This is a genomic window from Corynebacterium minutissimum (assembly GCF_000805675.1).
GTDB classification, from domain to species: domain Bacteria; phylum Actinomycetota; class Actinomycetes; order Mycobacteriales; family Mycobacteriaceae; genus Corynebacterium; species Corynebacterium minutissimum.
Window position 1 is genome coordinate 236510 of the sequence record NZ_JSEF01000015.1, and the last position, 19073, is coordinate 255582.

17 protein-coding genes are annotated in these 19073 nt (G+C 60.9%); 9 read left to right on the forward strand and 8 right to left on the reverse strand.

The window, feature by feature from the left end:
• Positions 1 to 94: 94 nt before the first annotated feature.
• Together NX84_RS09165 and dnaE are read right to left on the reverse strand one after the other, a co-directional pair.
• Positions 95 to 1291, reverse strand: a complete 1197-nt coding sequence (locus NX84_RS09165; protein WP_039676046.1) for a cobalamin-independent methionine synthase II family protein — start codon at positions 1289 to 1291, stop codon at positions 95 to 97.
• Positions 1292 to 1377: 86 nt separating this feature from the next.
• The gene (gene dnaE / locus NX84_RS09170) at positions 1378 to 4959 is read right to left on the reverse strand and encodes a DNA polymerase III subunit alpha (protein ID WP_039676049.1); all 3582 of its coding nucleotides are present in this window, start codon (positions 4957 to 4959) and stop codon (positions 1378 to 1380) included.
• Between the two features lie 64 nt (positions 4960 to 5023).
• Between dnaE and rarD the strand changes: the two genes are divergently transcribed.
• Positions 5024 to 5929, forward strand: coding sequence for an EamA family transporter RarD (gene rarD / locus NX84_RS09175; RefSeq protein WP_039676051.1), 906 nt, complete (start codon positions 5024 to 5026; stop codon positions 5927 to 5929).
• On the opposite strand, the gene NX84_RS12670 is transcribed toward rarD, so the two are convergent.
• From NX84_RS12670 to lspA, 4 genes are read right to left on the reverse strand one after another with little or no spacing between them, the layout of a single operon-like run.
• Positions 5849 to 6229 carry a hypothetical protein gene (locus NX84_RS12670; protein WP_060920960.1) on the reverse strand — a complete coding sequence of 127 codons (381 nt, stop codon included), beginning with the start codon at positions 6227 to 6229 and terminating at the stop codon, positions 5849 to 5851. The two genes, rarD and NX84_RS12670, sit on opposite strands and share 81 nt — an antisense overlap.
• Positions 6230 to 6235: 6 nt before the next feature.
• Entirely contained in the window at positions 6236 to 6832 is a 597-nt protein-coding gene (locus tag NX84_RS09180) for a hypothetical protein (RefSeq protein ID WP_039676053.1), read from the reverse strand.
• Positions 6829 to 7752 carry an RluA family pseudouridine synthase gene (locus tag NX84_RS09185; protein ID WP_039676055.1) on the reverse strand — a complete coding sequence of 308 codons (924 nt, stop codon included), beginning with the start codon at positions 7750 to 7752 and terminating at the stop codon, positions 6829 to 6831. Before NX84_RS09185 ends, NX84_RS09180 begins: the two co-directional genes overlap by 4 nt.
• Entirely contained in the window at positions 7745 to 8248 is a 504-nt protein-coding gene (lspA, locus tag NX84_RS09190) for a signal peptidase II (protein WP_039676057.1), read from the reverse strand. The genes NX84_RS09185 and lspA overlap by 8 nt, the downstream gene beginning before the upstream one ends.
• Before the next feature lie 32 nt (positions 8249 to 8280).
• Here lspA and NX84_RS09195 point away from each other — a divergent pair, with 32 nt between their 5' ends.
• On the forward strand, positions 8281 to 9228 hold the full coding sequence (locus NX84_RS09195) for a DUF6263 family protein (RefSeq protein WP_039676059.1): 948 nt from the start codon (positions 8281 to 8283) through the stop codon (positions 9226 to 9228).
• Between the two features lie 96 nt (positions 9229 to 9324).
• Here NX84_RS09195 and NX84_RS09200 read toward each other — a convergent pair whose 3' ends face one another.
• Positions 9325 to 9951, reverse strand: coding sequence for a WKL family lipoprotein (locus NX84_RS09200; RefSeq protein WP_039676060.1), 627 nt, complete (start codon positions 9949 to 9951; stop codon positions 9325 to 9327).
• A 106-nt stretch (positions 9952 to 10057) separates the two neighbouring features.
• Between NX84_RS09200 and NX84_RS09205 the strand changes: the two genes are divergently transcribed.
• Positions 10058 to 10978 carry an asparaginase gene (locus NX84_RS09205; protein WP_039676062.1) on the forward strand — a complete coding sequence of 307 codons (921 nt, stop codon included), beginning with the start codon at positions 10058 to 10060 and terminating at the stop codon, positions 10976 to 10978.
• Here NX84_RS09205 and NX84_RS09210 read toward each other — a convergent pair.
• Positions 10975 to 12432: a DNA polymerase IV gene (locus NX84_RS09210; protein ID WP_039676279.1), complete on the reverse strand. Its 1458-nt coding sequence runs from the start codon at positions 12430 to 12432 to the stop codon at positions 10975 to 10977. The two genes, NX84_RS09205 and NX84_RS09210, sit on opposite strands and share 4 nt — an antisense overlap.
• Before the next feature lie 115 nt (positions 12433 to 12547).
• Between NX84_RS09210 and NX84_RS09215 the strand changes: the two genes are divergently transcribed.
• From NX84_RS09215 to NX84_RS09240, 6 genes are all read left to right on the forward strand, one after another.
• On the forward strand, positions 12548 to 13540 hold the full coding sequence (locus tag NX84_RS09215) for an ABC transporter ATP-binding protein (protein ID WP_052319732.1): 993 nt from the start codon (positions 12548 to 12550) through the stop codon (positions 13538 to 13540).
• A 32-nt stretch (positions 13541 to 13572) separates the two neighbouring features.
• Positions 13573 to 14649, forward strand: coding sequence for an ABC transporter substrate-binding protein (locus tag NX84_RS09220; protein ID WP_039676066.1), 1077 nt, complete (start codon positions 13573 to 13575; stop codon positions 14647 to 14649).
• Between the two features lie 34 nt (positions 14650 to 14683).
• Positions 14684 to 16345, forward strand: a complete 1662-nt coding sequence (locus tag NX84_RS09225; protein WP_039676067.1) for an ABC transporter permease — start codon at positions 14684 to 14686, stop codon at positions 16343 to 16345.
• Positions 16338 to 16943: a metallophosphoesterase family protein gene (locus NX84_RS09230; RefSeq protein WP_039676069.1), complete on the forward strand. Its 606-nt coding sequence runs from the start codon at positions 16338 to 16340 to the stop codon at positions 16941 to 16943. The genes NX84_RS09225 and NX84_RS09230 overlap by 8 nt, the downstream gene beginning before the upstream one ends.
• Before the next feature lie 126 nt (positions 16944 to 17069).
• The gene (locus tag NX84_RS09235; protein ID WP_052319733.1) at positions 17070 to 17711 is read left to right on the forward strand and encodes a GntR family transcriptional regulator; all 642 of its coding nucleotides are present in this window, start codon (positions 17070 to 17072) and stop codon (positions 17709 to 17711) included.
• 128 nt (positions 17712 to 17839) lie between these two features.
• Positions 17840 to 19024, forward strand: coding sequence for an MFS transporter (locus tag NX84_RS09240; protein WP_174519876.1), 1185 nt, complete (start codon positions 17840 to 17842; stop codon positions 19022 to 19024).
• Positions 19025 to 19073 lie beyond the last annotated feature (49 nt).

Genomic DNA, 19073 nt, shown 5'->3' on the forward strand with positions numbered 1-19073 from the left:
TCCCGCTCCAATGGGGATAGTAAAGGAGGCGCTGCGAGATTTTCTCCGCAGCGCCTCCTTCGTTTTGGCCCGTTAAAACCAATGAGACGAGAACTTAAAACAGTTCCTTCGTCGCAATCTCTGCGCCCTCAACGAGGGACTGGAGCTTGGCCCATGCGATCTGGTGGTGCAGGCGGCCGCCTAGGCCACAGTCGGTCGAGGCGATGACGTTTTCCGGGCCCACGAGCTCAGCAAACTGGATGATGCGGTCAGCGACCAGACGCGGGTGCTCCACAGCGTTCGTGGAATGCGACACCACGCCTGGGTAGATGACAGTTCCCTCCGGCAGCGTGTGGTCCTTCCACACACGCCACTCGTGAGCATGGCGCGGCGAAGCACCTTCGAAGGAGAATCCACCGACCTTGGCCTGCAGGATCTCCTCGATGATGTCCTCGAACGGAATGTCCGTGACGTGCGGGCAGTGCCAGGAACCCCAGCAGATGTGCAGACGAGTCTGCTCGCGCGGGATGTCCTTAATAGAGTCGTTGAGAATCTCAATACGCTCGTGCAGGAAGGCCTGGAAATCCTTCACGGTGGGCTCCGGCACCACAGAATCCCATGCCTCCGCCAAATCCGGCGCATCGAACTGCACGGTGAGACCCGCATCCGTGATGGCCTTATACTCGACCTTCAGCGCCTCACCACAGGCGCGAACGAGCTCAGACTCGTCCTCGTAGTACTTGTTGGGAAGACGTGCCGCGGCACCCGGGGACAGGGCGGCGACGAAACCTTCGGTGCCTTCGGGGAGGGCGTCGGCAAGCAACTTAACGTCCGCCTCAACCTGCTCCTGGCCGATGTAGGTCACCGGACCGGTGAATTCCGGGTTAGCTACCTTCTTGCGGCCGGTGAAGATGCCCGAATCAGGGTCATTGTAGGCTTCAGAAAACAGCGCACGGTCGCGGCGATCCTTCATCGAGGAAAGGCGAATCTTACCCGGCTCGGAACGAACCTTGTCACCGATTTCCCAGCGGTCCTTGTCCGTCATGGTCAGACCACCCAGGCGGGTAAAAGAGTAGTTCCACCACGCACCGTAGTCCACGGCGCCGGAGGTGATGTGGCCGTATTCGCCCTCGTTGATGATGTCGATGCCGAGATCAACCTGGCGCTTCACCACATCCGCTACGGAGCGTTCCAAGATGTCGTGGAACTTCTCGTCTGAGATGGTGCCGGCAGAGCGCTCGAGGTTAGCCTCGAGCAGCTCCTTCGTGCGAGGCAGCGAGCCAACGTGGGTGGTACGAATCTTGTTCACCATGGGAAACAGGCTTCCTTTCTTCTAGACTATGCTGTCTAGAGTAACCCAGGAGCCTGGTTCCCATGGGATCTTGATTCAACTTAAATTCACCCGAGGATGCCGGCCCCCATCGTGGCCTTGAGGTCACCCATAAGGTTGCTCGAGCGCTCCACACGCAAATGCTCACCGAGGACCATCATGGTGGACTCTTCGCCGTCGACAAGCGTGAGGTATACGTCCGACTCGCCCTTGTTGTTAACGAGCACCTGCTTGAGCTTGGCAATGTTATCCATCGTGCACTGGTCTGTGCGCATAGTCAGGCGCAGGGGCAGGCCGGCACCATTGCCAGGGCCTAAGTCAGGCACCTTGATATCGGAACAGAAGAGGGACATGCGCTCATCCCGAACCTTCACCTGAACCTTGGCCAAGATGATGTTGTCTTCTGCAATCTGCGGAGCCACTAGCGAGTACACCTGGTTGAACACGAGGATGTCTACCTGGGCGCCGTTATGATCTTCAATGCTGACGATGGCCCATGGAGAACCATCGCGCTTGGAAAAACGCCTGTCCACGCCCGAGATGATGCCGCCAATCACCAGCTCCTGCCCGTTGCCGACTTCACCGTTAAGAATCTTGGTAATCGGCGTATCGGTCTGTGCATCGAGTGCTTCCTCGAAACCATCGAGCGGGTGGCCGGAGACGTAAAGGCCCAGCATCTCACGCTCCAGGGCCAGCTCGTGCTTGCGGTCCCAATTCTCATCGGGGACGTCAATAGCAAAGGCGGAGCCAGAACCAGAATCGCCGTCCTCGTCGCCGCCACCGAAGCCGGCGAAAAGGTCGAACTGGCCTTTATCAGCTGCCTTCTTCGTGGTCTGAACCGAGTCCACTGCGTCCTCGTGAATGAGCATAAGGCCCTTGCGTGGGTGCTCCAAGGAGTCGAAAGCGCCGGCCTTGATGAGGGACTCCGTCACGCGCTTGGAGCAGGCCGCTAGCTCAATCTTGTCCAAATAGTCAGAGAAGGACGTATATGCGCCTTTCTCCCGACGGGTCTTCACGATGGAATCGACCACTTCCCCACCAACGTTGCGGATAGCGCCCATGCCGAAGCGAATATCGTCCCCCACAGCCTGGAAGGTTTCCTGGGACTCGTTAACGTCCGGGGAGAGCACGCGGATGCCAAGGTGGCGGCAATCGGCAAGGTAGATAGCGGACTTATCCTTCTTGTCACCTACCGAGGTCAAAAGCGCTGCCATGTACTCCGGCGCATAGTAGGCCTTGAGGTAGGCCGTCCAGAAGGACACCAAGCCGTAGCCCGCGGCGTGGGACTTGTTAAACGCGTAGGAGGCAAAGGGCTCAATCGTGCCCCACAGCGCGTCCATGGCTTCCTTGGAGTAGCCGTTGTCCTTCATGCCGCCCCAGAACTTGTCGTACTGCTGTGCCAAGACTTCCGGCTTCTTCTTACCCATGGCCTTGCGGAAGCCATCTGCCTCGCCGGCGGTGTAGTTCGCCACCTTCTGCGAGATACGCATGATCTGCTCCTGATACACGATGAGGCCGTAGGTCTCATCGAGGATTTCCTTGAGCGGCTCTTCCAGCTCCGGGTGAATCGGCGTAATTTCCTTACGCCCATTCTTGCGGTCCGCGTAATCCCAGTGAGCGTTCACGCCCATCGGGCCCGGGCGGTAGAGCGCCAGCGACGCGACAATATCCTTGAAACCTGTCGGTTTCATACGTTTGAGCAGCTCCTGCATGCCGCCAGAGTCGAGCTGGAACACGCCCAGGGTATCGCCGCGTGACAGCAGGTCATAGACCTTGGATACCTTCGGATCATCGGCGTGAAGGTCCTCCAGGCCAATCTCTTCGCCGCGGTTTTTCTTGATGTTCTCTAGGCAGTCACCAATCACGGTGAGGTTGCGCAGGCCCAGAAAGTCCATCTTCAGCAGGCCAATGGCCTCACAGGCTGGGTAGTCCCAACCGGTGATGTAGGCGCCGTCGGCTGGTCGCTTCCACATCGGAATGTGGTCCATGAGTCGGACCGAAGCCATAATCACCGCACAGGCATGCACGCCTGCCTGCCTGACGACGCCTTCAAGACCACGCGCGGTCTCATAAATCTTCTTGACGTCCGGGTCAGTCTCAATCATCTGACGGACCTCGGTGGCCTCCGAGTAGCGCTCGTGCTCCGGATCAGTAATACCGGCCAGCGGAATATCCTTGGCCATAATGGCCGGCGGCAACGCGCCGTTGATGCGGTCCGCCATCTGGAAGCCCGGCTGGCCAAAGTGCACCTTGGCGGAGTCCTTAATGGCCTGTTTGGTCTTCACGGTGCCGAAGGTAATCACCTGGGCAACCTTGTCCTCGCCCCAGCGCTCAGCAGCGTAGGTAATCATTTCGCCGCGGCGGCGATCATCGAAGTCGATATCGATATCCGGTGCGGAGGGACGCTCCGGGTTAAGGAATCGCTCGAAGAGGAGGCCGTGCTCGATGGGGTCAATGTTGGTAATCGTCAGCGCATACGCCACGAGCGCACCTGCAGCCGAACCACGCCCCGGACCGACGCGAATACCGATGGAGCGCGCGTGCTTGATGAGCTCGGCCACGATGAGGAAGTAGGAGGGGTAGCCCTTCATGTCGATGACGCTGATTTCATACTCGGCGCGGTCGATGTACTCCTGCGGCACATCCCCGCCGTTGAAACGATCCTTAAGGCCCTCCATGACCTCGTGGGTCAGCCACGACGTTGGGGTGTGGCCCTCGGGGACGTCCGCAATCGGCATGCGGTCGTGGGTATGCTCTTCCCAAATCGCGCCATAATCCTGGACGCGCTCCGCAATCCACAGCGTATTATCGCAGGCTTCAGGGACCATGTGGTCCCACAGTTCACGCATCTGTTGGGCGGACTTGATGTAGTAGCCGGTGCCATCGAATTTGAAGCGGTCCGGGTCCATGAAGGTCTTGCCCGTCTGCACGCACAGCATGGCCTCGTGCGCTGGGGCTTGGGACTCCAGAACGTAGTGGCAGTCATTGGTCACCAGCGGCGGCAGGTCCAGCTTGCGGCCAATCTCCAGCAACCCGTCTCGGGTGCGCTTCTCAATATCCAGCCCATGGTCCATGAGCTCGAGGAAGAAGTTGTCCTTGCCATAGATGTCCTGCCACATCGCAGCGGCCTCGAGGGCCTCGTTGAACTGGCCTAGACGCAGGCGGGTTTGAACATCACCGGAGGGGCAGCCGGTGGTCGCGATAATGCCTTCAGCATGCTCAGCGATGAGTTCCGCGTCCATACGCGGCCACTTGCCCAGCTGACCTTCGTAAGAGGCAAGCGAGGAGAGCTTGAACAGGTTGCGCAGACCAGTTTCATTTTCCGCCAGCATGGTCTGGTGCAGGTAGGCACCGGAGGCAGAAACATCATCACGCTTTTGATCCGGCGTTCCCCACAGCACGCGCTTCTTATTGAAACGCGACTCCGGCGCGAGGTAGGCCTCAATACCAATGATGGGTTTGACGCCTGCGCTCGTCATCCTCTGGTAAAAGGCATTGGAGCCGTACATGTTGCCGTGGTCTGTCATGCCGACGGCGGGCATGCCTTGGCGGACCACCTCATCCGCCAACATATCCACCTTTGCCATGCCGTCCAGCATGGAAAACTCGGTGTGGTTGTGTAGGTGGACGAAGGATGAGTTTTTGGCCATGCGGTCATCTTAGCGGGGCCGTCAAACTTCCCGGATTACTCAACGTCCTGTACATTTTTCTGTGATGTTCTACACTATTGCCGCCTATCTCATGTGGGGCTTCTTCCCGGCGTTCTTCCCGCTTCTGCGCCCCGCCAGCCCATTTGAAATCCTTGCGCACCGCATTGTGTGGACTGCGGTGCTCGTCACCTTCATGCTGGTGATTACTGGCGGCTGGCGCGAGCTGAAAGAGATGAGCCTGCGCACGTGGGGCTGGATGCTGGGCTGCGGTATCACCATCACTATCAACTGGGGTACGTACGTCATCGCGGTCAACAGCAACCACGTGGCCGATGCCGCGCTGGGATATTTCATCAACCCGCTCGTCTCCGTGGCCTTAGGCATCATCTTCCTCAAGGAAACGCTGACGAAGGCACAGGTGGCATCGGTCAGCATTGCCTTCGTGGCGGTGCTGTGGCTGACATTCATGACCGGCCAGGCACCGTATTATTCGCTGGCCCTGGCTTTCAGTTTCGCACTCTACGGGCTGCTAAAGAAACAGATTTCGGTCTCTTCCATGGGCTCCGTGGCCGCGGAAACCATCGTCATGCTGCCCTTCGCACTCATGTACCTGGGATACCTGCAGGTCCAGGGCGAATCCACCTTTGCCAGCGAGGGCCCCGGCCACATGGCGCTGCTCGTCACCTCCGGACTAGTGACTGCTCTGCCGCTGCTCTGTTTTGCACAGGGCGCTAAACACCTGCGCCTATCCACCATCGGCATGCTGCAGTACATGACGCCGATTATGCAGATGCTGTGGGCAGTCTTCGTCACCCAGGAGGATATGCCAACCGAGCGCTGGATCGGCTTCATCATCATTTGGGTAGCGGTCATCATTTACCTGGCGGATTTAGTGCGGATGGGCCGCGCTTCCCGACGCCGCGCCCGCCTCCACTCCCCGGCCCCCAGCACCGACGAGGCTGCCACCTAGAAGGCTGTAGCGCGCCTGCTTCTGCTTCTTCATCCGGCGCAGCTCGTCACGGGCTTCCTTGGCTCGGGCCCGCTTGGCGGCTTCCTCTGCACCGTTGAGCGCCCACCGCGGCATGAGCACTGCCATGGCGATGCAGTAGAGGGCCACAACAATCATGATGCCCAGCGTCAGCCCATCACTACCCAAGAGTGCTAGCGCGATGGCGGCGAGGACTGTGATGATGGCTCCTGCCCATACAAGAATGTAGGCGAAGCGGTAGTTGGCAGGCCACGTGGAGGTCTTGGGGAATAGTCGCATCATCGCTCCTTACTGGTGTGCTCTGTGTTGGGCGTTGGAAGGTGGGCGCACGCCGAAGGAACCCCAGGCGGCGTCGGCAGGCGCGGCTTCCACAGTCTTTACGCGAGGGTCAGCGGCGAGGGCTCGCAGGTCAGCGCCGCGGGAATAGACCACCGCGGCATCGACCTGCGTTGGTGTCTCGCCGCCATCGCCGGCGGCGTGAGCCACACGCTGAAGAACGGTAGTAATGACGTCCGCGCGGTCCTTGCCTGCTGTAGGTTCCGGGACTGCTACGGGGGCGGCCAATCCAATGATGATGGCATCCATACGCTGCACGGAACGCAGCACTTCAGCGGTGTCCTCCGGTGACAGCGCTGTGTGGAATCCCACGAGCGCATACGTCGGCTCATCTGCCTGGGCTAGGGACGCTTCCGCCCGCTCGAGATACTCGGCAGCGGTCTCAGAGCCGTCTGGGCCTAGCTGGTCTCCTTGGAGCGCAGTGCTTGGCTGCGTGCCAAAGATGCCAAAGGAAAGAACCACGAGCAGCGCTGTCACCGCAAGCAATACATAGGCCGCGATGCGGCGACGGCGATAAATGCGCTGGCGAGTGGAGCGTTTCCCCGTCATCCGCGCAAGACCTCTACTGCGTGTTCGAGGTCCTCCGGGTACGGCGCGGTGCACTCAAACCATTTGCCGGTGCCCGGGTGGGTAAAGCCCAAGGACACCGCATGGAGCCATTGCCGGATAAGGCCAACGCGCTTAGCCAGGTTCGGGTCGCAGCCATACATCGGATCGCCAACGCAAGGATGCCCGGTGGCGGACATGTGGACGCGAATCTGGTGGGTGCGGCCAGTCTCCAAATGAACTTCCAACAGGCTGGCCTCGCGGAAAGCTTCAAGGAGCTTGTAATGAGTAACCGCCGGCTTGCCATCGTCCACCACGGCGAACTTCCAGCCCGCCGACGGATGACGGCCAATCGGTGCATCAATCGTGCCGACGATGGGATCGGGTAGGCCTTGGACCACCGCGTGGTAGGTCTTGTCCACGGTCCGCTCGCGGAAAGCGGTCTTCAGCTGGGAGTAGGCGCGCTCGCTGGCGGCAACCACCATGACCCCGGAGGTGCCCACGTCGAGGCGGTGCACGATGCCCTTGCGTTCGGTAGGTCCGGCGTCGGCAAGCGCATAGCCCGCCGCGCGAAGCCCGCCAATCACGGTGGGCCCCTCCCACCCCAACGTCGGGTGCGCGGCCACACCCACGGGTTTGAACACGCAAATGATGTCCTCATCCTCGTAGAGGACGTCCATGCCCTCCACCAGCTCCTCTTTAGGCACCAGCGGTTCTTCCGGCGCCGGCATCATGACGTCAATCCAGCCGCCGGCGCTAAGCCGCTCGGACTTGCCCACTGCCACGCCGTCGATCTCCACGTCACCCGCCGCGCACAGCTCCGCCACCTTGGCCCGGGAAACACCCAAAAGCTTGGCCAAAGCAGCATCGGCACGCATACCCTCGAGGCCCTCAGGTACCGGCAATCTACGACTTTCACGCATCGGACTCTTGTGCCTCCTTCCGCTCTGCCATGAACATCGCGATGATAAACACCACCACACCACACGTGATTGAGGCATCCGCGATGTTAAAGACAGCGAAGCTGCCGACGGAAATGTAATCCACCACGTGTCCAAACCAGAATCCCGGCTCGCGCACCAGGCGGTCGATCAGATTACCCAGCGCCCCGCCCGCAATCATGGCCAAGCCTACCGCCTGCCACTTGTCATGAATCCTCGGCGCAGCGATGGCAACACCTACGACGAAGGCCAGCTGGATGGTGGTAAACAGCCACGTCGAGCCCTCCCCTCCCATGGAGAAAGCCGCGCCGGGGTTGAAAAGGAGGTAGAAGCGGAACCAGTTACCAATCACCGGCAGCGCTTCACCTTCGGTAAGGATCGACAGCATCAGTTGCTTCACTGCTTGGTCCACGGCAGCTACTCCCAGCACCACCGCGGCCATTGTTCCGATATATCTCCTTGCCTTCACCCGTTCCATTCTAAACAGCCCCATCCGGTATTTTGGAATGCGTGTTTCGTGTGAGAGTCGTTTCAGTTCTGTCCGCTGCAGCCTTGGCCTTGACCGGCACTCTTGCTGGCTGTTCCTATTCCCAGCCGGCCAAGCCGGTGGAAGAACCCGTGGGCTTGCCTCTCGACGCCCCACGCGTCACCGTCCACTCCCCCGGTGACGGCGCCGGCCGCGTGCTGGCCTATCAGGACCTTGATTCCGAGCAGTCCCTGACCTACTCCGTCGCCACTGGCTTTGACCAGGAGCTGCGCAAAGATGGCAGCGAAGGCACTGCGCCCGAAGCTACCGATAAAATCACCCTCCCGTTGCAGGCTTCCGTGGAGGCGGCTACCGAAAACGTCGAGGGCCAGCTGCCGGCGAGCCGCAATGCCTTCGTCACCGTGGGCAAGCCCGAGGCCGAAGGTGCTGATGTGGAGTCTGCTGAAGGTTTCCAGTTTGGTTGGCGCGGCACCGATACCGGCCAAATGAACTCACTGCGCCTCGCCGCGCCGCAGGCAGCCACCGATGAGGCGCGCAGTGCCGTGGAGCGCGCGATTACCAGCCTGACGTCGCTGCCCATTGTCTTCCCTGAAGAAGAGATCGGTCCCGGCGCGGAGTGGACGGTGGAGTCCCGCGTCACCGGTGAATCCACGCTGTTGCAAACCACCACGTACACCTTGGACAAGCTCGACGGCGATGTGGCGACGCTCAACGTTTCCGTGGAGCAGCGCCCGTCCCTGGGCGCGCTGTCCTTCGACGGCGCCGACGCCCCTGAAGAGCTACAGGACAAGGAACTTAAGGTCCTCGATACCACGACGCAGTCCGAGGGCACCGTCACCGTGGATCTGACCAAGCCGCTGCCGACTGCTGGCGAGGTCTCCATCACCACCGTCATCTCCTATGGTGCGGAAGGTTCGGACCTGCGTGTCCTGCAGACCAGCGCTACCGAAATGAGTTTTCACACCGACTAAACTCTCCACACCCATAAGAAAGCGCCCGTCGGCCCCGGTTTCGTACCGAGGACTGACTGGGCGCTTGTGCTTTCTCGCAGCTGCTGCGCGAGAAACTTACTGCGCTGGAGCCTCACCTTCGGCGGGGGCGTCAGCTGCGTCGACGGGAGCCTCGCCCTCGGCTGGCGTCTCACCGTCTGGGGCGTCGGCAGGCGCGTCTACTGCGGAATCGGCACACATCTCCGGAACCTCTTCCGGCGGCACAATATTGGTCACGAGGACACAGGCCCACGTCTGGGACAGCTTCCACGTACCGCCATCGTTGATGAACTCCACCTGATCAGCGGTCTGCTGCTGGCCGTCCGGGGTATTGATGTGAACGGTCGCCAGTGCAGAGTCCGGCACGAGGCCCGGGATGACCGGGGCAACAACCTCAAAGGTGGCGCCGGATTCGGCCTGGGACTGAGACATGACGTCGAAAAGCTCCGGCGCCGTCTCGCTGCCCTGGACCAGCTGAACTTTCTCTTCCTGCGGCACGTTCGGGTCAGAAGCCTTCGCCAGGATCTCGTTGAGCTGCTCCACGGACGGCATCTCGGTGGAGACGACCTGGGAGGCAGAGGTCTCGCCGGTGGGCTTCGCGGCGCTGCTCGAGTTCGCCGCGTCCTCGTCCGAGGACGAGCAGGCAGCCAAGGAGACACTTGTACCCAGGGCCAGGATGGCGGCGCTCAGCTTGATGGATTTCACAGATACTCCTCACGTAGGGGGTCGTGGTTAATCTCCTTCACTCTAGCGCTCACGCACACCAGCCTGTGTTTCCCGCGCAGGGTTGCGCCTGAAGTACCCTGGTGGAATGACTTTCGCGCTCATCGCCACCGGCGGCACCATTGCCTGCACCACCATTGCTGACGGTTCCCTCGTCCCAACTGTTAGCGGCCAACAGCTGGCTGACTCCCTGGGCAACGACATCGAAGTCGTGGAATTTCGCGCACTGGATTCGAGCTCAATTACGCTGGCTGACCTCGATGAGCTTCTGCTTTGCGTGCGCACACAGCTTGCTCGCCCGGAAATTAAAGGCGTGCTCATTACTCACGGCACGGATTCGATGGAGGAAACCGCGCTGGCCTTGTCCCTGTTTGACTTAGGTGATGGCCCCATTGTTCTTACGGGCGCGCAGCGCGCCTTCGACCACCCAGAGGGCGATGGCCCGCGCAATCTGCGTGATGCCTTCGACCTTCTGTGCTCGGGCAAACCTGGTGTGTGGGTTCAGTTTGGGGGAAAGACCATCCCCGGCCGCGGGGCGCGCAAGTGGCATACCTCGCACCTCAACGGCTTTGAGGAGCTGCCGGTGGGAGACTCCGCACTGCCGGCCTTGCCCCTAACAGCGATGGCCGAGTACCCAGTCGAGATCATCGCCGCCTACCCGGGTGCCGGATCCATGCTTGTCGACGCCTCCCTGGGCCACACCAAAGGCCTCGTCATCGAAGCCATGGGCTCGGGCAATATGGGCGCAGAGATGGGCGCCGGGGTGGCCCGCGCGCTGCAGGCAGGAGTGCCGGTGGTGATCAGCACGCGCACTCCCTATGGGGTAACCAAGCTGGCCTATGGCGGCGCGGGTGGAGGCGCCACCTTAGGCGAGATGGGCGCGGTGGCTTCCGGCGGATTCCGTGCCGGCCAGGCGCGTATTATGCTCGCCGCAGCATTGGCTACCGGCACTCCAGTGGCCGACATGTTTAGCTCCGCGCCGCAGGCCACGACGTATACCGCGAGCTAGCTGTCCCCAGCCGGTACTTCTTCCTCCGCATCATCGGACTCTGCGTCTGCCTCCATCGGGATGTCCTCCCACGCCAGCGAATCCAGCGGATCGGCGGGTCGGAGTTCTTCATCTTCAGCAGCAAAAGAACGAACAAACCCCGGCCCCGTCGCCCGCGTTTCAAAGCGCACGCTGACTACCCCATGTCCGGTGCCTTGAATCCAGCCGTGGCCAAACTCCGGGTGGTAGACGTCCTGGGTCGCATGCCAGCGCTGCGCCGAGTCCGGCCCCGCTTCCCTGAACGATTCCGCCTCTGCGCCGGTCTCTGTTTCAGTGTCAGGCACGCCGGGCAGGTGGTCGCTGACTCCGGTCTCGTAGTCCGTATCCGGAGCTGGGCGTACGATCTCGCGGTCAAGTTCCGGGAAAAGGACATCTTGGCGGGCTGTTTCCAAGCCCGAATAGCTCACTCCAACCAACCGGATGGGCCCTAATTCGTCGGGGTAGCGCGCCAAGCTCAATGCTCGCGCTTTGAGGATTTCTAGATCGTCGGTGGCATAGGGCAAGGTGGCTGAACGTGACTCAATGTGGAAATCCGCCATCCGCAATTTCACTGTCACGGTACGAGCACCCCGCCCATCCTTGAGCAAGCGGCGGTGCGCACCTTCTGCTGCCCGCGTCAACGCAGCATCCACCTCCGGCACCGTGCGCAAGTCCGTGGGGTAGGTAAACTCCGTGGAAATCTGCTTCGCAATCGCGCGCGGAGCTACAGGCCTCTCATCAATGCCTTGCGCCAACTGCCACAGCTGCACGCCCACCACTCCACCAAGGGAAATCTCCACCTCTTTGCGGCTCATGGCCGCCAGCTGCCCAATGGTCTCTACCCCAATGGCCGCGAGCTTCTGCTGCGTCACCGGACCCGCGCCCCACAGCTTGCCCACGGGCAACGGGTGGATAAGTTCACCGAACCGTTCCTGCGGCACCACGAAGGTGCCATCTGGTTTCGCTTCGCCCGAGGCAATCTTCGCCGCTTGCTTTCCCGCCCCCGCACCGATAGAGCTAGGTAGGCCGGTTTCCTCGCGGATCACACGGCGTAGGTTCTCGGCCCACTCGTGGACGTCGTCAGGCGCGGCCCCAGCCAGCGCAGCCGGTTCCATGAACGCTTCATCAATGGAAAGCTGCTCAATGAGCCCCGCATGGTCAGCGATGATGCCAAAGACTCGGCGTGAGGCCGCCGAATACACTGCTCGACGCGGCGTCACCACCACGGCCTGGTAGCCCACCAGCTGCTGGGCGCGGAACATGGGCATAGCGGAATGCGCACCATATTCACGGGCTTCGTAAGAAGCTCCAGCCACCACGCCGCGCCCACCTGCGCCGCCCACGAGCACGGGCCGGCCTCGCAGCGTGGGCCGGGTCAGCTGCTCCACGGAGGCAAAGAAGGCATCCATGTCGATATGAAGGACCCAGCGTTGCATGTGCTCCAGTGTAAACACCGCGCGCGGGTAACCACCCCATTATTCATGTTTCTTTGTTTCTTTCGTAACTTTTACGCTCCCCTCTGCTTACTTTACCGCCCTAACCTTTTTCGCCGTGACTTCTCAGCTCTCGCCCCAACACCCTGCCTCCCAAGCCCACGTGGTCATCAACGGCATTAAGCGCGAGTTCGCGGACAACACCGGTCTCCATGCCACTGACCTCGTCATTAACTCCGGCGAGTTCATCTCTATCCTCGGCCCCTCCGGCTGTGGAAAGTCCACGCTTCTGCGCTGCATCGCAGGCCTCGAAACACCTGATGCCGGCACCATTACCTTTTCCGGTAAAGAAATGTTCGGCCCCCACACGAACGTTCCGGTGAATAAGCGTAACTTGTCCATGGTGTTTCAAGATCTGGCCCTGTGGCCGCACATGACTGTGGAGAAGAACATCGAGTTTTCCCTCACGACCGCGGGGAACAAGCTGTCGTCTGCGGAACGCGCCGAACGAGTGCGCACGTGCATGGACATGGTCGGTATTACCCCGAAAGCTCAGGCTCGCCCCAATCAGCTCTCCGGCGGCCAGCAGCAGCGCGTAGCTATCGCCCGCGCGCTTGTCTCCAACCCGCAGCTACTTCTCATGGATGAGCCACTCTCTGCGCTCGATGCCGCTCTACGCGTTCAAATTCGTGCCGAGCTCACCGCGCTTGCTCACGATTTGGGCCTCACGGTCATTTACGTCACCCACGATCAATCCGAGGCTCTGTCGATGTCGGACCGAGTCGTCGTCATGAAAGACGGTGTCATCGAACAGTTCGCCGATCCTGTTACCCTCTACGATTCCCCCGCCACTCCCTTCGTCGGCGGCTTCGTGGGCACCATGAACCGCCGCGCCGGGCTTCCCGACGTCCGTCCAGAAAACCTCACCGTCCTTGGCGCGGAGGAAGACATCGGGTCTTTCCCGCACCACGTGGACGGGGTCGTCCGCACTGCTCAGTACATCGGCGGGCGCTACGAGTTGCACTGCGATGTCGAGGGCGCTGACGAACCCTGGGTGGCTTACAGCCGCTCCCGAGTCGAACGTGGTTCGACGGTACGTCTCGCGTACTAAACTCATCTGTTTTCTACTGTTAAGGATTCTCCATGCTGTATAAGAAGCTTTCTCTCGCTGTGGCTGCCACCGCTGCTTCCGCCCTGGCTCTGGCCGGTTGCGGTTCTGTTGATTCAGCCGACTCCACCGACGCCTCCTCCGCTGACAACACCGGCGCTGAGTCCACCGCTGAGGCCTGGGAGGCCCCGGAAGGACTGTCCGGCGAGCTGGACTACTACTCCGCGAACCCGCAGGGCCTTACCGACGCCCTCGTCGAGGCCTTCGAGGAAAAGACCGATGTCAAGGTCAACGTCTTCGCCGACACCACCGGAAAGATTACTGCCAAGCTCAAGGCGGAAGAGGCTAACCCGCAGGCTGACGTGGTCTACCTGGCTTCCTGGTCCGCTGCGTCCAAGCAGGACAAGGCCGGCGCTCTGGAAGAGTACACCCCGGAAGGCGCTGACAAGATCACCTCGAGCTGGGTGTCCAAGAACGGCACCTTCACCGGCCGCGATGGATCCGCATTGGCGCTGGTTACCAACACCAACGTGGTGGACTCCGCCCCTCAGGACTGGGAGGATCTCGCCGACGAAAAGTACAAGGATCAGGTCATCATGCCGGATCCGCGCGAGTCTGGCACGGCCGCTGACCTCATTGCCGCCATGGTGGACCAGTGGGGCGAGGACAAGACGTGGGAGCTCTTTGACAAGCTCTTCGACAACGGCATGATTGTTCAGGGCGCTAACGGTCCGGCCTTGGATCAGGTCACCTCCGGCTCCCGCGGCATCGTCATGGGCGGCGTGGACTACTCGGCGTACTCCGCTAAAGCCAAGGGCGAGCCGCTTGAGGTTGTTATCCCGTCCTCCGGCACTACCGTCACCCCGCGCCCAGTCATGATCCTCAAGACCACCGATAACAAGGACGCCGCCGAGGCTTTTGTTGACTTCATGTTCTCCGATGAGGCACAGGAGATTTCTGCGTCCAAGAACATGATCCCAGCCAACACCGACATCGCCCCGAAGAACGGACCAAAGCTGGAGGAGATTGACACTCTTAACGAAGATCTCGATGGCATCGCCTCTTCCTCGAAGGACGTCAAGGAAAAGTTCGCCGAGCGCTACCTGAAGTAGTCCCTACTTTCTCACCACGGAGTAACCCCACCACATGAGCACTACTACCCGCAGCCCACAGCGCACTCTTGGTATCTATGCAGTACTCATCGTGCTGCTCGTGCTTGTCGCCGCGCCGTTGGTATCGGTGCTCATCAGCGCCGTGGTGGGATACCGCGATGAGCCTTCCTCCCTCCACAAGATTGTGGAGCCGGGCATGGGAGAGGTACTGCTCAATACGGTCATCTTCTCCCTTCTCGTGGTGGTATTTTCTACTCTGTTCGCCGCCCCGCTAGCTTTCCTGCGCGCGTGGACGTCTTTCTCCAAGGCGAACTGGATAGAAATCGCCATCATGATTCCTTTCATGACCCCACCTTTTGCCGCAGCAATGGCGTGGATGGATTTCACCCGCCGCGGTGGAGTCTCCGAATTGCTCTTCGGGCATACCGTCGGCAAGCTCGCGCACGACGCCATTTACTCGGTTCCTGGCATGGCTTTCATCATGGCGTGCGAGCTCTTTCCCTTCCTCTACCTCATCCTGCGCAACTGCCTGACCTCAATTCCCGCATCCTCTCTGGAAATGGCTCAAGTCGCCGGAGCAAGTCGGTGGCAACAGATTAGTCGCATCATCCTGCCCACCGTCGTGGGCCCCTATTCACTGGGCGCACTCATCATTTTCATCAAGGCTGCCGGCGAGTTCGGCACCCCGGTTACCTTGGGAAACGCCATCGGCTTCACAGTATTGGTCTCCTCCATCTACCAAGACGTCACCATTGACCCGTTGAGTTTCTCTGATGCAGCAGCGTCCTCATCAGTATTGTTCGCACTTGGTGTCGGCGCGTGGGCATTCCAGCAATGGGTCTCGCGACGAGACCTCACCGGTGGCGGACGTGTCTCCCGTCAGGTCTCACTCCACATCGGCGCCGCGGGCAAGGCGCTCGGCGGCTTAGTCACCTTCCTCATCATCGCCTGCTCGGTGCTCATCCCGTATATCTCAATCACGCTTGCGGCGATGACCATTCTGCGCTCCGCTCCCCCGACCCCGCAGAATCTCACCTTTGATTACTTCGCCATCGTCCTCCAGATGCCCTCGGCCCAGGAAGCTTTGCTGCGTTCCATCGCCCTCGGCGCAATCGGCGCCACAACGGCGGTCATCCTCGGCATCGCCGTCACCTTGCTCACTCAGCGGACCAAGCAGGTCAGCGCCCGTGTCGCGGACTTCCTTGCGGTAGCACCGGATACGGTCCCTGGTATTGTGCTCGCCATCGGCTTCATTCTCCTTTGGAACGCTCCGTGGCTGCCGTGGACACCGTACGGCTCCATGGTCATCCTCGTCATGGCTTTTACTGTTCTCTTCCTGCCCATGGCGGTGCAGAACATCAAGACTTCTGCCGGTGCTGTCTCCCCCACTGTGTACGAGGCCGCCGCCGTATCCGGCGCCTCCGTGTCCCACACGTTGCGCAGCATCACCTTGCCGCTGCTTGCCCCGGGTATCTTTGCCGGTTGGCTGCTGGCGTTCTTTGTGGGCTTCCGCGAGCTCGTCATGTCCTCCCTAATCCGTCCGAGCCAGCTCAATCTGCTCGCGCCGTGGATTATGAACCAGTTTGACCAGGGGCACCGTGCCGAAGCCATGGCCATGACGCTCATCGGTGTAGGCACCTCCACCGTCGTGCTAGTACTTATCACCTGGTGGCAGGGACGGCGGGCGCGTGGCTAGCATTCTCATTTTCGCGGATCTTCACCTTGGCAGGCCTGGCGCGCCCGGCATGGAGTGGGCGCTCAACGTGCTCGAGACCACGGACGCGGATGCCTGCATCTGTCTCGGTGACATCATTGACCGTACGGCCGACACAGATACCTACGTCCCCCAGGCCCAACAGGTCATGGCCCGCGCCGGCGAGCTTTTCGACGACGCCCATTTCATCTCCGGAAATCACGACGTCCACCACAAACTCAGCTTCCCGTCGTCTGTGACCGTTCACCCCACCGAAGTTCATTCTTTTCACTGCGCCGGCGCAATCATCGTCACTGCCGCAGTGGCCACAGACCCTGACCCGCGCACGCTCGCGTTCCCCACTCGTGGAAGCAACGAACCGCACGTGGGACTGCTGCATACATCCGCAACTGGGGAGTTTTCCAAAAGCGTGTGCCTGCCCGCGACGCCTGAGGATCTACAGAGCTGTGGCTATGATGCCTGGATTCTGGGGCATGTCCATAAACCGCGGGTACTTGCGAAGGCTCCTTTTATCGGTTGGGTCGGCATGGGTAACGCAGTGCTTTACGACGTCCCCTCTGCCTCCCTCACCTACCTCTGATACTTCTCCTGTTTCTCTCACGCGGCGCACGGAGAACTAGCTCTCACTTGCCCTCCGCGTGATCGATGTCTCACGAATTGGCGCTTGCGCTAGATCTTGCGCACCGCATGCATGCATCATGTATGCATGCAGAAAGACAAGGCGCCCGCCGCGGAACGGGCCTACGAACACCTCAAACGCCGAATCATCGATGACGAGGTTAGTGACTCGGAGATGCTCTCCGAAGCCGCCCTCGCCTCAGAGCTGGGGATGAGCCGCACCCCGGTGCGTGAAGCTTTCCTCCGCCTCGAGGTGGAAGGCTTTTTGAAGCTCTATCCCAAACGTGGCGCCCTCGTGGTACCGATTAGTCCCCGCGAGATTCGTGAAGTGTACGAGACACGCATGCTCGTCGACGAGCACTCTGCCCGTCATATCTGCTCTTTAACAGCCGAGGAGCGCGGCCTCATCGCCGATGTCCTCGACGCCACCATTGCGGAACAACATGCCGCGCTCGACAAAGACGACTTACGCGCCTATGCCAGGCTCGACGCGAAATTCCACCAGACCATCATGGACAACGGTGGCAACCGTCTGCTGGCCAATCTGGGGCATACTTTGCGCGAGCGCCAGCAACGTTTCACCGCCACGGCCGTGGGGCGCAGCGTTAAGCGCGCACGTACCTTCGTCGCCCAGCACGCCTTGCTTGCCGACGCCCTCCGCGCCGGCCACCTCGACACCTACCTCACCGAACTCGAATCTCACCTCAACTCTTCAAGGAAGCAACTGTGACTGTCTCCGCACATTCGCACCCGGAGGTCGACGCGTCTGCCGACGACTCCGACCTATCAACTGACTCCGCTGTGTCCCCAGCCCAGGGAGCGCTCTCCTCACGCGCGTGGTTCCCCGTTGCCGGCTCCATGGTCGCTGTGGCCTGGGGTGGCAATGAATTCACGCCGCTGCTCGTGATGTACCGCGAGACCTCTCATTTCTCTCAAGTGACCGTCAACGGCCTCCTCGCGGCATATGTTGTCGGTATTATCCCGGCGCTGCTCATCGGCGGGCCGCGCTCTGATCTCATCGGCCGCCGCCCGATGCTGCTTCCGGCCGCTCCGCTCTCTCTTGCTGGTTCTTTCCTGCTTTCTATCGCTCCCGAGGAACCTCTCATTATCGCCTTGGGCCGTGTTCTATGCGGCATGGCGTTGGGCCTTGTCATGGCTGTGGGTTCAACGTGGATTACTGAGCTCATTACCCGTGCCGGTGGTGACCCTGCCTCCGGTGCACGCAAGGCATCACTGTGCTTGACCGCAGGTTTCCTCGTGGGTGCGGGCATCGCTTCTGTCCTGGCGCAGTGGGGTCCGTGGCCGACGCACACCGCATATATCCTCCATATGCTGCTCACCGTGGTCACTGCTATCTGGATTCTTCACACTCCGGAAACCCGCCAGCCCAGCCATGGCACCGTGAAGATGACCATCTTGGATCTCACCGTCCGCGAAATGCTCCAAATACTCCACGTCCCGACGGCCGCTCACAAGCGTTTCGTGCGCGTTGTCATGCCCGTAGCTCCCTGGGTCTTTGGCTGTGCGGGTGCTGCCTATGCTCTGCTGCCGCAGTTGCTGTCCGACTCCGCCGGCAATGCCCCCATCGCCTTCTCCGGTCTCATGACCGTCATTACCCTCGGCTGCGGCGTGGGCGTGCAAATGCTTGGCCGTATCGTGGATACGCACAAGTCCGCTCGCGCCTCCGCCATCGCCATGGGCGTTATCACCGCCGGAGCTATCTTTGCAGCTTTCGCCGCGTATACCTTGTCTCTGCCTCTGGGTATCGCCGCAGCTGCCACTATGGGAGCTGGCTACGGTCTCGCGCTCGTCGCGGGTCTCTCTGAGGTTCAGCGCATTGCGGGAGAACGGGAGCTTGCTGGCTTGACCGCCGTCTACTACTCCATCTCCTACACCGGCTTCTTCATCCCTATGGCCTTCAGCGCCTTGGCGCCGTACTTTGGGTTTAGCAACCTCTTCATCATCGGCAGCGTCCTCGCTCTGCTGTGCCTCGTCAACGTCGTCATGGCGTGGCGCGCACACTTGCCGGGAGCCCGCCGTTAGTTCTGCCGATACTAGAAAAGCTCCACTCTCCCTGCTGGGAGGTGGAGCT

Coding starts and splice junctions, on each gene's coding strand:
- NX84_RS09165 (WP_039676046.1), bottom strand. CDS start 1,291: ATGGTGAACAAGATTCGTACCACCCACGTTGGCTCGCTGCCTCGCACG.
- NX84_RS09205 (WP_039676062.1), top strand. CDS start 10,058: ATGACTTTCGCGCTCATCGCCACCGGCGGCACCATTGCCTGCACCACC.
- NX84_RS09240 (WP_174519876.1), top strand. CDS start 17,840: ATGGTCGCTGTGGCCTGGGGTGGCAATGAATTCACGCCGCTGCTCGTG.
- lspA (WP_039676057.1), bottom strand. CDS start 8,248: ATGGAACGGGTGAAGGCAAGGAGATATATCGGAACAATGGCCGCGGTG.
- NX84_RS12670 (WP_060920960.1), bottom strand. CDS start 6,229: ATGATGCGACTATTCCCCAAGACCTCCACGTGGCCTGCCAACTACCGC.
- dnaE (WP_039676049.1), bottom strand. CDS start 4,959: ATGGCCAAAAACTCATCCTTCGTCCACCTACACAACCACACCGAGTTT.
- NX84_RS09235 (WP_052319733.1), top strand. CDS start 17,070: ATGCAGAAAGACAAGGCGCCCGCCGCGGAACGGGCCTACGAACACCTC.
- NX84_RS09180 (WP_039676053.1), bottom strand. CDS start 6,832: ATGACGGGGAAACGCTCCACTCGCCAGCGCATTTATCGCCGTCGCCGC.
- NX84_RS09220 (WP_039676066.1), top strand. CDS start 13,573: ATGCTGTATAAGAAGCTTTCTCTCGCTGTGGCTGCCACCGCTGCTTCC.
- NX84_RS09185 (WP_039676055.1), bottom strand. CDS start 7,752: ATGCGTGAAAGTCGTAGATTGCCGGTACCTGAGGGCCTCGAGGGTATG.
- NX84_RS09210 (WP_039676279.1), bottom strand. CDS start 12,432: ATGCAACGCTGGGTCCTTCATATCGACATGGATGCCTTCTTTGCCTCC.
- NX84_RS09225 (WP_039676067.1), top strand. CDS start 14,684: ATGAGCACTACTACCCGCAGCCCACAGCGCACTCTTGGTATCTATGCA.
- rarD (WP_039676051.1), top strand. CDS start 5,024: ATGTTCTACACTATTGCCGCCTATCTCATGTGGGGCTTCTTCCCGGCG.